At 63.0% G+C, this 15136-nt stretch carries 12 protein-coding genes; 3 read left to right on the forward strand and 9 right to left on the reverse strand.

Going from position 1 to position 15136, the window contains the following annotated elements:
• Positions 1-5: 5 nt before the first annotated feature.
• The 9 genes from NKI01_RS11075 to puuE all read right to left on the reverse strand — a co-directional run bounded on the left by NKI01_RS11075 (position 6) and on the right by puuE (position 10739).
• A complete protein-coding gene (locus NKI01_RS11075) occupies positions 6-1676 on the reverse strand; it encodes an ABC transporter ATP-binding protein (RefSeq protein WP_352847758.1) in 1671 nt (556 codons plus the stop codon).
• Complete coding sequence (locus NKI01_RS11080; RefSeq protein ID WP_023718087.1) at positions 1676-2503, reverse strand: ABC transporter permease; 828 nt, start codon at positions 2501-2503, stop codon at positions 1676-1678. The genes NKI01_RS11075 and NKI01_RS11080 overlap by 1 nt, the downstream gene beginning before the upstream one ends.
• Positions 2504-2514: 11 nt before the next feature.
• Entirely contained in the window at positions 2515-3474 is a 960-nt protein-coding gene (locus tag NKI01_RS11085) for an ABC transporter permease (protein ID WP_023718086.1), read from the reverse strand.
• 16 nt (positions 3475-3490) lie between these two features.
• Positions 3491-5077 carry an ABC transporter substrate-binding protein gene (locus tag NKI01_RS11090; RefSeq protein WP_352464554.1) on the reverse strand — a complete coding sequence of 529 codons (1587 nt, stop codon included), beginning with the start codon at positions 5075-5077 and terminating at the stop codon, positions 3491-3493.
• Positions 5078-5232: 155 nt separating this feature from the next.
• Complete coding sequence (locus tag NKI01_RS11095; protein WP_352963157.1) at positions 5233-7215, reverse strand: CocE/NonD family hydrolase; 1983 nt, start codon at positions 7213-7215, stop codon at positions 5233-5235.
• Positions 7216-7300: 85 nt separating this feature from the next.
• Positions 7301-7894: a nucleoside deaminase gene (locus NKI01_RS11100; protein ID WP_023718083.1), complete on the reverse strand. Its 594-nt coding sequence runs from the start codon at positions 7892-7894 to the stop codon at positions 7301-7303.
• Positions 7894-8397, reverse strand: a complete 504-nt coding sequence (locus NKI01_RS11105) for an ureidoglycolate lyase (protein ID WP_023718082.1) — start codon at positions 8395-8397, stop codon at positions 7894-7896. Before NKI01_RS11105 ends, NKI01_RS11100 begins: the two co-directional genes overlap by 1 nt.
• A complete protein-coding gene (locus NKI01_RS11110; RefSeq protein ID WP_023718081.1) occupies positions 8394-9242 on the reverse strand; it encodes a bifunctional allantoicase/(S)-ureidoglycine aminohydrolase in 849 nt (282 codons plus the stop codon). Before NKI01_RS11110 ends, NKI01_RS11105 begins: the two co-directional genes overlap by 4 nt.
• 63 nt (positions 9243-9305) lie before the next feature.
• Positions 9306-10739 carry an allantoinase PuuE gene (gene puuE, locus NKI01_RS11115; RefSeq protein WP_023718080.1) on the reverse strand — a complete coding sequence of 478 codons (1434 nt, stop codon included), beginning with the start codon at positions 10737-10739 and terminating at the stop codon, positions 9306-9308.
• Between the two features lie 173 nt (positions 10740-10912).
• Here puuE and uraH point away from each other — a divergent pair, with 173 nt between their 5' ends.
• Genes uraH through xdhB form a run of 3 tightly spaced genes read left to right on the forward strand, consistent with a single transcriptional unit; the run spans position 10913 to position 15121 of the window.
• Positions 10913-11287: a hydroxyisourate hydrolase gene (uraH, locus tag NKI01_RS11120; protein WP_023676223.1), complete on the forward strand. Its 375-nt coding sequence runs from the start codon at positions 10913-10915 to the stop codon at positions 11285-11287.
• Position 11288: 1 nt separating this feature from the next.
• Entirely contained in the window at positions 11289-12770 is a 1482-nt protein-coding gene (xdhA, locus tag NKI01_RS11125) for a xanthine dehydrogenase small subunit (protein ID WP_352963160.1), read from the forward strand.
• Positions 12770-15121 (forward strand): xanthine dehydrogenase molybdopterin binding subunit, encoded by a 2352-nt coding sequence (gene xdhB / locus NKI01_RS11130; protein ID WP_023718078.1) that lies wholly within the window; start codon positions 12770-12772, stop codon positions 15119-15121. The genes xdhA and xdhB overlap by 1 nt, the downstream gene beginning before the upstream one ends.
• Positions 15122-15136 lie beyond the last annotated feature (15 nt).

A 15136-nucleotide genomic window follows, 5' to 3' on the forward strand; every position in this document is an offset into this window, starting at 1 on the left:
AGTGTCTAATTTCCCGCGCTGGCCATGCGCCGTCCCTTGATCGCCTTTTCCAGCCAGCCGATCTCCATTTCGGGCACCGACGACAGCAAAAGATCGGTGTAGGCATCGAAGGGTGGCGTCAGCACGGTGCTCTTGGCGCCGTAGCGCACCACCTCGCCGCGATACATCACCGCGATTGAATCGGCGATCGACTTGACCGTGGCCAGGTCGTGGGTGATGAACAGATAGGCGACGTTTTCCTCTTTCTGCAGCCCGAGCAGCAGCTCCAGTATGCCATGGGCGACCAGCGGGTCGAGCGCCGAGGTCACCTCGTCGCAGATGATCAGCTTCGGCTTGGCGGCGAGCGAGCGGGCGATGCAGACGCGCTGCTTCTGGCCGCCCGAAAGCTCGGCCGGATAGCGGTCGATATAGCCTTTGCCCATTTCAATCTTGTCGAGCAGTTCGGCGACGCGTTTGTCGCGCTCGCGCCCGCGCATCCCAAAATAGAATTCCAGCGGCCGGCCGATGATGGTGCCGACCGTCTGGCGCGGGTTCATCGCCACATCGGCCATCTGGTAGATCATCTGCAATTGGCGCAGATCCTCTTTCGGCCGGTCGGCAAGCCGGTTGGCGAGCGGCCGCCCGTCGAAGGTGACGGTGCCTTGTTCGGGCGGCAAGAGGCCGGTGATGGCGCGCGCCAGCGTCGATTTGCCGGAGCCGGACTCGCCGACCACCGCCAGCGTCTGGCCCGGGAAAATATCGACCGAGACGTTCTTCAACACCTTGATGTGGCTGCGGCCATAGGCGGCGGTGATGTTCTTGACCGACAGGAACGGGCTCGTGCCGGGCTTCTGCTCCTGATGTTCGATCTCATGCACTGAAACCAGCGCGTTGGTGTATTCTTGGCGCGGCTCCTTGATGATCTGGCGCGTGCCGCCCCATTCGACCAGCCGGCCGTGGCGCAGCACCATGATCTCGTCCGATACCTGGGCGACGACGGCAAGATCGTGGGTGATGTAGAGCGCCGCGACATGCGTGTCGCGGATGGCATCCTTGATCGCCGCCAAGACGTCGATCTGCGTCGTCACGTCGAGCGCCGTGGTCGGCTCGTCGAAGACGATCAGGTCGGGCTCCGAGCACAGCGCCATTGCCGTCATCACGCGCTGCAGCTGACCGCCCGACACCTGGTGGGGGAAGCGCTCGCCGATGCTTTCGGGGTTCGGCAGGCTGAGCTTCTTGAACAGCGCCACGGCGCGCTTTTCGGCTTCGGCCCGCGTCGCCGTGCCGTGCAGCAGTGCTGCCTCGACCACCTGGTCCATCAGCCTGTGCGCCGGGTTGAAGGCAGCTGCCGCCGATTGCGCGACATAGCAGACCTCGCGGCCGCGCAATTTGCGGAACCCTTCGTTGCCGCCCTTCAGGATGTCGCGGCCATTGAGGATGACCTCGCCGCCGGTGATGCGCACGCCGCCGCGGCCGTAGCCCATCGACGACAGGCCGATGGTCGATTTGCCGGCGCCGGACTCGCCGATCAATCCGAGCACCTTGCCCTTTTCGAGCGTCAGCGAGACATCGTGCACCAGCACGATGTTCTTCGGCGCCTCGCCCGGCGGATATACCGTGGCCTCGATGCGCAGATTGCGGATGTCGAGCAGCACGCCGGACCTCGGTTGCCCGGGCTTAGGTTGCTTGTCAGCCATTACCCGCGTCCTCCCTTCAGGCTTGTCGTGCGGTTGAGCACCCAGTCGGCGACGAGATTGACGGAAATCGCTAGCGCTGCGATCGCCGCCGCCGGAATGAGGGCGGCGCCTATGCCGAAGACGATACCATCCTTGTTTTCCTTGACCATACCGCCCCAATCGGCGTCCGGCGGCTGTACGCCAAGCCCAAGGAAGGACAGCGTCGACAGGAACAGCACGGCATAGATGAAGCGCAGGCCGAGTTCCGAAACCAGCGGCGACAGCGCATTGGGCAGGATTTCGCGGAAGATGATCCAGCCGCTGCCTTCGCCGCGCAATTTGGCCGCCTCGACGTAATCCATGACGTTGATGTCGACGGCGACCGCCCTCGACAGGCGGTAGACGCGGGTCGAATCCAGAACGCCCATGACCAGGATCAGCGTCACCAGATTGGATGGCAGCACGGAAAGCACGACAAGGGCCATGATCAGCGTCGGGATCGACATCAGGAGATCGACGAGACGCGACAGAAGCGTGTCGAACCAGCCGCCGAAAACCGCCGCCGAGAAGCCGAGTATAGCGCCGAGCGAGAACGATAGCGCGGTCGCCAGCACCGCGATGAACAGGGTGATGCGGGCGCCATAGATCATGCGCGACAACAGATCGCGGCCCAGATTGTCGGTGCCCAGCCAATGCGCCGCCGACATCGGTTCCCAAGGGACGTCGCTGACGATCTCGGCATTGCCATGCGGCGCGATCCACGGCGCAAAAATCGCCGCCAGAACGAACAGCGCCGTCAGCACGATGCCGATCAATGCCGGGATGGGGATGCGTTTGATGACGAGCATACCCGACCCCTTCATTTCGGATGTCTAAGGCGCGGATTGGCGACGATTGCCGCTATGTCCGCGATGATGTTCAGGCTGATGTAGACGGCGGCGAAGATCAGCCCGACCGCCTGCACCACAGGCACGTCACGCTTGGTGACGTGGTCGACGAGATATTGGCCCATACCCGGATAGACGAAGATCACCTCGACAACGACGACGCCGACTATGAGATAGGCCAGGTTGAGCATTACGACGTTGATGATCGGCGCAATAGCATTGGGGAAGGCATGCCTGCGGATGACCGCGAAGGCGGAAAGCCCCTTGAGTTCGGCGGTTTCGACATAGGCCGACTGCATGACATTGAGGATCGCGGCGCGCGTCATGCGCATCATATGGGCGAGCACCACCAAGGTCAGCGCCGCCGCCGGCAGTGCTATGGCCTGGATGCGCTCGCCGAACGGCATTCCGTCATAGACGGTGGAAATGGCGGGAAACCATTGATGTTGCACCGCGAAGAAAAAGACGAGCACATAGCCGACGAAGAATTCCGGGAAGGACGTCGAGGCCAGCGCCAGTCCCGAGATCAGCTTGTCGACCCAGCCATTGCGGTAGCGCACCGCGATCAGCCCGAGGATGATCGCCAGCGGCACCGCGACGACCGCCGCCCAGAAGGCGAGGAACAGCGTGTTCCACAGCCTTCCCTTGATAGAGGTTGCGATATCCTGACCGCTCGACATAGCCGTGCCGAGATCACCGGTCAGAATGCCGCCGAGCCAGCGAAAATAACGGATGTAAGCCGGATCGTTGAGCCCGAGCTGTTCGCGCAGATTGGCGAGCGACTCCGGTGTCGCCGACTGCCCGAGAATGGCTTGCGCAACATCGCCGGGCAGGATCTGGGTGCCGGCGAAGATCAGGACCGAAACGGCCAATAGAAGGATGATGCCCAGCGCAATGCGCTGGGCCACCAGTTTCACGATGGGTGAGGACATATCCGCAAGGCCGGGCTCAGGCTTCGAGCCAGCACTTCGCGAGAGCATATCCGTTCATCAACTCCTGATGCGGATCATCCACCCAGCCGGCAACCTTGGCGCCCGTCGCGTCGATGAACTGATTGAACATCGGCAGGATCAGGCCGCCCTCGTCGCGCACCATCACAGCCATGTCGTGGTACATTGCCTTGCGCTTGGCCTCGTCGAGCTCGGCGCGAGCCGCCAGCACCATCTTGTCGAAATCCGGACGCTTGAACCGTGTGTCGTTCCAGTCGGCCGTCGACAGATAGGCAGTCGAGTACATCTGGTCCTGCGTCGACCGGCCGCCCCAGTAGGAGGCGCAGAAGGGCTGCTTGTTCCAGACTTCCGACCAGTAGCCGTCGCCCGGTTCGCGCTTGATCTCCAGCTTGATGCCGGCCTTGGCCGCGCTTTGCTGGAACAGCTGTGCGGCATCGACGGCACCGGGGAAGGCGACGTCCGACGTCCGGAGCAGGACGGCACCGTCATGGCCCGACTTCTTGTAGTGGAACTTGGCCTTGTCGGGATCGTATTTGCGCTGCTCGATCTCGGTGAATAGCGGGTACGATGCATTGATCGGGAAGTCGTTGCCGAGCGAGCCATAGCCACGCAGCACCTTGTTCAGCATCTCCTCGCGGTCGATCGCCAGCTTCAGCGCCATGCGCAAATCGTTGTTGTCGAACGGCGCGGTGTTGCAGTGCATGATGAAGACGTAGTGGCCGGGTCCCGAATGGTTGCGGATGGTGACGCCGGGCACACGCTTGATCAGGTCGACGATCTTCGGCTCGACGCGGTTGATCATGTGGACCTGGCCGCCCTGCAGGGCCGCCGTACGCGCCGTGGCGTCGTTGATGACGATGATCTCGATCTGGTCGGCATGGCCCATCTTGTCGCCCTGCCAGTAGTTGGCGAAGCGCTCGCCGCCATGGCGCACGCCGGGCTCGTTGGTGGTGACCTTGTAAGGACCCGCCGAGATGCCGGCATCGGCCTTGTCCTTGCCGCCGTTCGGCTGGATGATCAGGTGATAGTCGCTAAGCAGATAGGGAAGATCGGCATTCGGCTCCTTCAGCGTCAACACCACTTCCTTGCCGCTGGCCTTGATGCTCTCGATGCCTTTCATATAGCCGAGCGCGCCGGATTTCGACTTCTCGTCCGAATGGCGTTCGAGGGTGGCGGCCACGTCCTCTGCAGTCACTTTCTTGCCGTTGTGGAACTCGACGCCGTCGCGGATCTTCAGCGTCCAGGTCTTGGCGTCGTCCGACGAGCCGATCTCCTCGGCAATGCGGTTCTCGAGCTTGCCTTCGGGAGACAGCTCGACGATCAGTTCGCCCCACATCTTGCCGAAGGCGAACGGCACCTGCGTCATGAACAGCGCCGGATCGAGGCTGTTGGTGGATTCGCCACCGACGAGGCCGGCCTTGAGCGTGCCGCCCTTGACCGGACCCGCCGCGCGGGAAGCGCTGGAAAGCAGCGAATTGGCGAAGGTTGCGGTGACGCCGAGCGCTGCCGCCCGGCCGAGAAAATCGCGACGGCTCAGCTTGCCGGACGCAACGCGCCGGCTCAGATATTCCAGTTCGTTCGACATGTTGAGTTCCTCACTCTGTTGGTCCGACCTTATGGTCGTTTTTTCTCATTTCAATCGGGAGAATAATGACCGTAAGGGAAAGGGGTAAGCAAGACCGAATGCGACATGCCGTGGCGTAAATCGTGCGTCGCAATTGGACCAATCGCTATAAGTGCTCAAAGCAGTACCCGCGGGATATTCTCCTCGAAGTCGCGCTCGAAGACCAGTTTCTCGCCTTCATAGGCTTCAATTCTGGCGCTAACCATGAAGCTTTGCGCGTCGGAGCGCATTTCGGCGAAGGTTTCGGTGCGCACCGACCATTCATTTCGCGACAGCGTCTGGGTCCAATGCGTCTTGCCCAAGGCTGACAGCGGATCGTCAGGATGGATCGCCCACGTCTCTCTCGCGATGCTGCCATTGGCAAGGCTGTGTTCCAGGTCGCGCACCTCACCGAAATCGTCGACGATGGAAAGCGTGATCATTCCGGTCTTTTCGTCGCGATCGACATGACGCTCGGAATTGGCGGCGCGGACCGTTTCGGTTGCCCAGGGCGTGGCGCCTTCGGGGGCGGGGAAGGTGACCTCGTCGCCTGTCGCCGGCGGGCGCAGCGGCAGCATCAATGTCGCGGCCGACAATTCCAGCTGGACCGGCTCCGGCGACGGCCAGATCATCGGCCAATAGCTGTTGGAAATGGCCACACGCAAGCGGTGACCGGCCGGCACGCGATAGGCGCATTGGTCGAGCACCACCCGGGCGTTGACGATTTCGCCGGGCACCAGCGCTTCGGGAAATTCGTGCGAGTTGCGATGCGTCAGGTTGAGCACGCCGTAGGAGATCAGCTCCGACGCTCCGTCCGGATGGACGTCGCACAGCCGAACCGCGATGTTCGCCTGGCGCCGGTCCGCCGAGCCCCTGACCGCAAATTCGGGAGCACCGACGATGTCGATCGCTTCGTTCAGCACCGGCTGGTCGAAACACACCGACAGCGCATCGTCGGGGCGCTGGTCACCCGGCAGTTCCGGTCCAAAGGTGAAGGGGAAATATTCGCCACCGGCAAGGCCGCAGCTTTGCGGCGAAGTGACGATAGCGTGGTTGCCTTCAGCGATAAGCTCAACCTCTTGCGTCTTGATGTTGGGTGACGGCCATTCCGTTTCAGCGACCCAGCGGCCCGGCCGCTCGGGATGCCAGCGCGCCGGACGCACGCTGTCCATCACATAGGCGCGGTAGGCCGGGTCGGCCTCTACGCCGGTGTCGAGGTCCTTCAGCCAGCGGTCCCACCAGCGCAACGCCTCCTGCAGGAAGCCGATGCGCGGTTCGGGCGCGGCGTAATGCGGGTATTTGTGGATCCACGGGCCGACGATGCCCTTGACCGGCGCCTCGATATTGGCGGCGAGATGGGAAATCGTATTGCGATAACCGTCATGCCAGCCGCCGATCGACAGCACCGCGGCATGAATGGCGGAATAGTCCTCGCAGATCGAGCCGCGCTTCCAATAGGCGTCGCGATGCTGGTGCTTCAACCACAGCGGCGCCAGGAAGGGCTGGTTCTCCAGCCGGGTCAGCCACAGCTCGCGCCATCTGTTGTCGCCGGCCAGCAACGGATCCGGCGGCCGCGACGAATAGGACAGCATGGTCGAAGCCCAGCCGAAATTCTCGATCAGCAGGCAGCCGCCCTTGTAGTGGATGTCGTCGGCGTAGCGGTCGACTGTCGAACAGAGACTGATAACCGCCTTCAGCGCCGCCGGCTGCTTGGCTGCTACCTGCAGGCAGTTGAAGCCGCCCCACGAAATGCCCATCATGCCGACATTGCCGTTGCACCAGGGCTGCGCCGCCGCCCAGGCTATGACGTCGCAAGCGTCCTGCAATTCCTGCTCGGAATATTCATCGTCCATCAGCCCTTCGGAATCGCCGTTGCCGCGCATGTCGACGCGGATCGAGGCGTAGCCGTGGCCTGCGAAATAGGGATGCGTCAGCTGATCACGATAGATCGTGCCGTCGCGCTTGCGATAGGGCAGATGTTCGAGGATTGCCGGCACCGGATCGTCGGCGGCATCGGCCGGCATCCACACCCGCGCCGACAGCCGGCAGCCGTCCGGCATGACGATCCCCATATCCGGAAATTCGACGATCTTTCGTGGGAATTCAGTGACGATTTTCATGCCGGCAGACTCCAGGAGCGCCAGATGATGGAGTCCGCAGGATGTCGTCGTGGGCCAGCCAACGAATTCGGCTGGTCAATCCGCGTCAATTCAACGGGATGTCGTTTTCGGCCTTGCTCGCCTGGTAAGCGCCGGACAGTTCGTCGTAGATTGCAGAGATGGCGCTGATCCGCGCCTCCAGCCGCTCGCGCTCAGGCCCCGACAGCGATCGTACCAGTCTGCGGATCGAAAAGCTCTTCCAATAGGCATTCTCGGCATTGTAGCCGCCGGGATCGAGGGTGAAGACCTCTTTCAGGATCTTCAAATCGTGCGGGATAGCGAAACTGTCGCGCGAATCCTCGTGGCTGAACAGATAGTAGAAATTGTCGAAGCCGGTCCAGGTGATCGCCGACAGGCAGAGCGAGCAAGGTTCGTGCGTGGCGAGAAAGATGGCATCCGCGGTGTCGACGCGCTCGGCCTTCGGCATTTCGTAGAAGCGCTTCAGGCAATGCACCTCGCCGTGCCACAGCGGGTTTTCCGTCTCATTGTTGGTTTCGGCAAGCACCAGCGAGCTGTCGTCCTTGCGCAGGATCGCCGCGCCGAACAACTTGTTGCCATGCGCGACACCCTTCGCCGTCTTCGGCACGATGTCGTGCTCTATGACGTCGAGCAGGCGGTCGATCAGCGAAATGTCAGCCATCACCGGCTCCCATCGGGAAGATGAATCTCATAAGCGTGCGAGAAGTGGCACTCTTCGAGGTTGGAGCCGTCGCCGCCCCGGTCGACGACCAGGAAGTCCTGGGGCTCGCCGATCGGCGTCAGCACGCCGTGCCACAAATTGCGCGGATAGTTGACGCCTTGCCCGGGCGCGGTGATGAACGCATGCGGCTCGCCCGGGCCTTCCTCGCCGTCATGGCAGACGATGACCAGGAACGGCCGTGGTGACAGCGGAATGAAGGCCTGGCTGCCAAACGGATGGCGCTCGACCATGGTAAGCTTCAACGGCAGCTCATAGGGCGTGCCACGCACCATCGAGATCAGCACGTGCGCATTCGGCCCTCGTGCTTCAGCGGTGGCGAGATCGTGATAGCGCTCGGCCTTGCCGCCATTGATCGGATAATGGTTGTCGCCGCCCATATCGATGACGTCGCCGAATTCGGCGAAATTCTCGCGGGTCAGCGGCCGCGCGACGATGCGGATCACCGCGCGCGACCCTCGATGCCCACACCGCCGAGCTTGGCGTGGCGGTTCACGTCCTTGTAGAGGAGGTAGCGGAATTTGCCTGGCCCGCCGGCATAACAAGCCTGCGGGCAGAAGGCGCGCAGCCACATATAGTCGCCGGCCTCGACTTCGACCCAGTCCTGGTTGAGACGGTAGACCGCCTTGCCCTCCAGCACATAAAGCCCGTGCTCCATGACATGCGTCTCGGCGAAGGGAATGACCGCGCCCGGCTCGAGCGTCACGATGGTGACATGCATGTCGTGGCGGATGTCTTCAGGATCGACGAAGCGCGTTGTTGCCCAGCGGCCTTCGGTACCTGGCATCGGCGTCGGTACGATATCCTGTTCGTTGGCGAAGAACGCTTGCGGCAGCTCGATGCCGTCGACCGCATCGTAAGCCTTTCGGATCCAGTGGAAGCGGACGGCAGCGCCGCTTTCGTTGCGCACCGTCCACCCGCTCGCTGGCGGCAGAAACGCGAACCCGCCCGGCCTGAGCACATGCTTCTTTCCGGCTAGCGACACGCTCAGCTCGCCTTCAACCACGAATATCGCGCCCTCGGCATCATCATCCGGTTCTGGCCGGTCGCTGCCGCCGCCGGGCGCGAGCTCGACGATGTATTGCGAAAACGTCTCGGCAAAACCCGACAGCGGCCGCGACAGCACCCAGACCCGTGTCCCATCCCAGAACGGCAAGGCGCTGGTGACGATGTCCTGCATCACGCCTTTGGGGATTACGGCATAGGCCTGTGTGAACACGGCGCGTCCGGTCAGCAATTCACTCTGGCCGGGATGTCCGCCCTGCGGCGCATAATAGGTTCGCTCGGCCATTTTCATCATATCCATAAATTCAAGCCTGTTGCGGAAGCCAGGGCCCATCGCGGCAGCCAAAGCCTATTGTGGAAGCATGTCCTTGAGACGAAGCAGCGCGATGCGCTCGACCTGTCTGCAGGCGGTTTCGAATTCGACATCGCGGCTGTTGCCGATACGCGTTTCGAACTCGGCCAGGATGTCCTCCTTGGTCTTGCCCTTCACCGCAATGATGAACGGGAAACCGAAACCGGTGACGTAGGCGGCATTGAGCTTTGCGAACAGCTCGCGCTCGTTGTCGGTCAGCGCGTCTAGCCCGGCCGAAGCCTGTTCCCTGGAGGATTCCGCGGTTAGCCGCTTGGCCTGCGCCAGTTTTCCGGCAAGGTCGGGGTGGGCATTGAGCACGGAAAGCCGCTCGGCCTCGCTGGCCGCGCGAAAGACGCGGCAGAGCGCGTTGTGCAGGCCGCCGGCACTGTCATGCGCCGGGCCGAGTTCCAACTCGTAGGCGCGCTCGGCAATCCACGGCGAATGTTCGAAGACGCCGCCGAATGCGTGGACGAAGGCCTCGAATTCCATTTTCGACGGGCGCAATGCCGGCAACCGGAACGGATGCGTCTCCTGCCAATGTTTTGCAATGTCGATGCGCCGTGCCAGCCAGACCTTGTCGTGTGATTTGACGTAGTCGATGAAGCGCTTCAGTGCCGCGACCCGGCCCGGCCGCCCAACCAGGCGGCAGTGCAGGCCGATATTCATCATGCGCGGCCGCCCTGCCTTGCCCTCGGCATAGAGCGTGTCGAAACTATCCCTGAGATAGGCAAAGAACTGGTCGCCGGAGTTGAAGCCCTGCGGCGTGGCAAAGCGCATGTCGTTGGCGTCGAGCGTATAGGGGATGACCAGCTGCGGCTTCGCCGACCCGTTCGGTGTCACATGCTCGAACCAGTAGGGCAGTTCGTCGTCATAGGTGTCCGACACATAGTCGAAGCCGCCTTCTTCCGCCGCCAGACGCACCGTGTTGATCGACGTGCGGCCGGTGTACCAGCCGGTCGGCCGCGCGCCTGTCACCTCATAATGCAGCCGTATCGCCGCTTCCATGTCGCGGCGCTCGTCTTCTGGCGCGTGGTCGCGGTAGTCGATCCATTTCAGCCCGTGCGAGGCGATCTCCCAGCCGGCCTCCTGCATCGCTGCGACCTGGTCGGGCGAGCGCGCCAGGGCCGTGGCGACGCCGTAGCAGGTGACCGGCACCTGTGCCGCGCTGAACAGGCGCAGCAATCGCCAGAAGCCGGCGCGGGCGCCGTATTCGTAGATCGATTCCATGTTCCAGTGGCGCTGGCCGGGCCAGGGCGCGGCGCCGACGATCTCCGACAGGAAAGCCTCCGAGGCCTTGTCGCCGTGCAGGACGCAATTCTCGCCGCCCTCTTCGTAATTGACGACGAACTGGACCGCGACATGCGCCCCGCCGGGCCATTTCGGATCCGGCGGATTGGCTCCGTAGCCGCGCATGTCTCGTTCGTAACGCATTCTCGCTCCTGCCGGAAATTGTGATCAGGATAGTCGAAAGGAGTGCCTGCGCATTCCCCCGAAATTTTTGAAAGTGTTTTTGTCGCGCTCCGCTCGACCGGGACTTATGCATCGCCTTTAATTGGCGCACAATTCATGAATAGTGTTCGACTGTGCAGGGAATGGAGCAGCCAGTGGCGGAAACGTCGAAAGCCGAAGGCGGGCGCCTGACGACCCATGTCCTCGACACCGCGGCCGGCAAACCGGCGGCCGGTCTGTCGATTGAGCTCTATCATCTTGACGGCCAGGCCCGGACGCATCTGAAAACGGTCGTCACCAATGATGACGGCCGTTGCGATGCTCCGTTGCTTGCCGGCGCGGAGTTCCGTACCGGCGAATACGAATTGGTCTTTGCGGCCGGCGATTATCTGCGCCGGCAGGGGACAAAACTGCCGGAACCGGCCTTCCTCGACCATGTGCCCATCCGCTTCGGTATGGCCGAGCCGATGCACTATCATGTGCCGCTGCTTCTGTCGCCGTACGGCTATTCGACCTACCGGGGAAGCTGAGATGGCCGGGATCAAGACACGCAACGAAATCCGGTTCATCCTCAATGGCGAGGACGTCGCGCTCGGCACGGTTGCACCCGACCAGACACTGCTCGACTGGCTGCGGCTCGACCGCTCGCTGCGCGGCACCAAGGAAGGTTGCGCCGAGGGCGACTGCGGCGCCTGCACGGTGCTGGTCGGCAGGCTCTCCGGTGGAACACTGGTCTATGAAAGCGTCAATGCCTGTATCCGCTTCCTTGGCTCGCTAGACGGCACGCATGTCGTGACCATCGAGCATCTGCGCGGCGACGCAGGAAAACTGCACCCCGTGCAGCAGGCGATGATCGATTTCCACGGCTCGCAATGCGGCTTCTGCACGCCGGGTTTCGTCATGTCGCTTTATGCGCTGTGGATGCGGTCGCCGGAGCCGTCGGACGCCGCCATCGAAAAGGCACTGCAAGGCAATCTCTGCCGCTGCACCGGCTACGAGGCGATCATGCGCGCCGCACGTGCCATCTCCAGCTACGGCAAGGCGGCAAAGGATCCGTTGGCGGCCGAGCGCAAGGCAGTCACGGCCAAGCTCGACGCGATGAAGGACGGTTCGCGCATTGAGATCGGCTCCGGCAACAAGCGGCTGATCGTGCCGGCCAATGCCGACGATCTCGCCAGCGTGCTGGTCGAGGAGCCGGGCGCCACTATCGTCGCCGGTTCGACCGATGTCGGCCTTTGGGTGACCAAGCACATGCGCGATATTGCGCCGGCGGTTTTCATCGGCAATCTCGATGGATTGTGCGAGATGTCCGAGGACAAGGGCGTCATCTCGATCGGCGCCGGTGTCACCTATAGCGAAGCCTTCTCGATGCTGGCGAAACGCATCCCGGCGCTAGGCCCGCTGTTCGACCGCATCGGCGGCGACCAGGTGCGCAACATGGGCACCATCGGCGGCAATATCGCCAACGGTTCGCCGATCGGCGACACGCCGCCGCCGCTGATCGCACTCGGTGCCCGCCTGACGCTGCGCCGCGGCGACAAGCGGCGGACGATCCCGCTCGAGGATTTTTTCATTGCTTATGGCCGACAGGACCGGCAGCCCGGCGAATTCGTCGAGGCCGTGCATGTTCCGCTGCCGGGCAGCGAGACGAAATTTGCCGTCTACAAGATCACCAAGCGCCGCGACGAAGACATCACCGCAGCGCTAGGCGCGTTTTTCCTGACGCTGGCCGCGGACGGCACGGTGGCGGAGATACGCATCGCCTATGGCGGCATGGCGGCAACGCCGAAGCGCGCCTTTGGCGTAGAAAAGGCATTGCTTGGCAAGCCCTGGACGGAAGCGACGGTCGAGGCGGCGATGGCCGCGTACGCCGGCGATTTCACCCCGCTGACCGACATGCGGGCAAGCGCCGAATACCGGGCGCTGGCGGCGCGCAACCTGCTGCTGCGCTTCTTTGCCGAAACCATGGGCACCCGGGCGCCGATCCAGGTATCACGGCACGAGGCGGCATGATGAACAAGCACGCCACTCCGAACTTGAAGGCGCAAAAAATCGCCGGCGGCGTCGCCACCGATCAGCGCCATGATTCCGCGCACAAGCATGTCAGTGGCACGGCCGTCTATATCGACGACATGCCGGAACCGGCCGGCACGCTGCACGGCTGTCTTGGGCTTTCGGCGGCGACGCATGCCACCGTCACCAGCATGGACCTGTCGGGGGTCCGCGCCGCACCCGGCGTCATCGACGTGCTGACGGCGAGCGACGTGCCCGGCGAAAACGATATTTCGCCGACCGGCCGCCACGACGAGCCGGTGCTTGCCGACGGCAAGGTGCAATTCTTCGGCCAGCCGATCTTCTGCGTCATCGCCGAAACCCGCGAGCAGGCGCGCCGGGCGACGAGGCTGGCCAAGGTCGAATACAAGGAATTGCCGTTCGTCGCCGATATTGGCGAGCTCGATCCCCGGAAAGACAAGCTGGTCACGCCGCCGCTGACCCTGAAGCGCGGTGATGCAGCGGCTGCGATCAAGGCAGCGCCACGCCGGCTGAAAGGGCAGATGCGCATCGGCGGCCAGGAGCATTTCTATCTCGAGGGTCATATCGCCTTGGCCATCCCTGGCGAGGACCACGACGTCACCATCTATTCCTCGACCCAGCACCCGAGCGAAATCCAGCACATGGTCAGCCATGCGCTCGGTGTTCCGAGCCACGCGGTGACGGTGGAAATCCGCCGGATGGGGGGCGCTTTCGGCGGCAAGGAAACGCAAGGCAATCAGTTTGCGGCATTGGCCGCTATCGCCGCGAAGAAACATCATCGGGCCGTGAAAATCCGGCCCGACCGCGACGACGACATGATCGCCACCGGCAAACGCCACGATTTCCTCGTCGACTACGAGGTCGGCTTCGACGATGAGGGCAATATTCTCGGCGTAGATTTCATGTTCGCCGCGCGCTGCGGCTTCTCGGCCGACCTCTCCGGCCCGGTCACCGACCGCGCGCTGTTCCATTGCGACAACACCTATTTCTGGCCGGCGGTGCACGCGCAATCGGCGCCGCTCTACACCAATACGGTATCGAACACCGCCTTTCGCGGCTTCGGCGGCCCGCAAGGCATGGTCGGCGCCGAGCGCGTCATCGACGAAGTCGCGTTTGCCGTCGGCAAGGACCCGCTCCAAATCCGCAAGAAGAATTTCTACGGCACCAGCGACCGCAACATCACGCCCTACCACCAGACGGTCGAGGACAACATCATCCACCGCATCGTCGCCGAGCTGGAGGCGAGTTCCGACTATGCAAGGCGCCGCCGCACCATCGATGCTTTCAATGCCAACAGCCGCTTCATCAAGCGGGGACTGGCGCTGACGCCGGTCAAGTTTGGCATCTCGTTCACCGCCACCCATTACAACCAGGCCGGCGCGCTGGTGCATGTCTATACCGATGGTTCAGTGCACCTGAACCACGGCGGCACCGAGATGGGGCAGGGCCTCTATGTCAAGGTGGCGCAGGTTGTGGCGGAAGAGTTCCAGATCGACCTCGATCAGGTCAAGATCACCGCGACGACGACCGGCAAGGTGCCGAACACCTCGGCCACTGCCGCGTCTTCCGGCTCCGACCTCAACGGCATGGCGGCGCAGAACGCCGCCCGCCAGATCAAGGACCGGCTGACCAATTTCGCCGCCGAGAAATTCCAGGTGCCCCGCGACCAGGTGCTATTCCTGCCAAACCGGGTGCGCATCGGTAATCAGGAGATCGCCTTCGCCGATCTCGTCAGGCAGGCCTATATGGCGCGCATCCAGCTTTCGGCGGCTGGCTTTTACAAGACGCCGAAAATCCATTGGGACCGCGACAAGGGCGAGGGTCGCCCCTTCTATTATTTCGCCTATGGCGCGGCTTGCTCGGAAGTTTCGGTCGACACGCTGACCGGCGAATATGTCGTCGAGCGCACCGATATTCTGCACGAAACCGGGCGTTCGCTGAACCGCGCCATCGACCTCGGCCAGATCGAGGGCGGCTTCATCCAGGGCATGGGCTGGCTGACCACGGAGGAACTGTGGTGGGACGACAAGGGGCGGCTGCGCACCCATGCGCCGTCGACCTACAAGATCCCGCTCGCTTCGGACCGGCCGAAGATTTTCAACATCACGTTGGCCGACTGGGCGGAAGCAGGCGAGCCGACGGTGCACCGCTCCAAGGCGGTTGGCGAGCCGCCCTTTCCGCTCGCAATGTCGGTGCTGCATGCGCTGTCGGATGCGGTGGCGAGCGTTGCTGGCCACAAGATCTGCCCGCGCCTTGACCCGCCTGCCACGCCGGAACGGGTGCTGATGGCGATCGAACGGCTGAAGCGAGAAGCCAGGACCGGCACTTGAATCCCGGAAAACGTG

It is taken from the genome of Mesorhizobium sp. M0815 (assembly GCF_040319995.1).
Classification (GTDB): domain Bacteria; phylum Pseudomonadota; class Alphaproteobacteria; order Rhizobiales; family Rhizobiaceae; genus Mesorhizobium.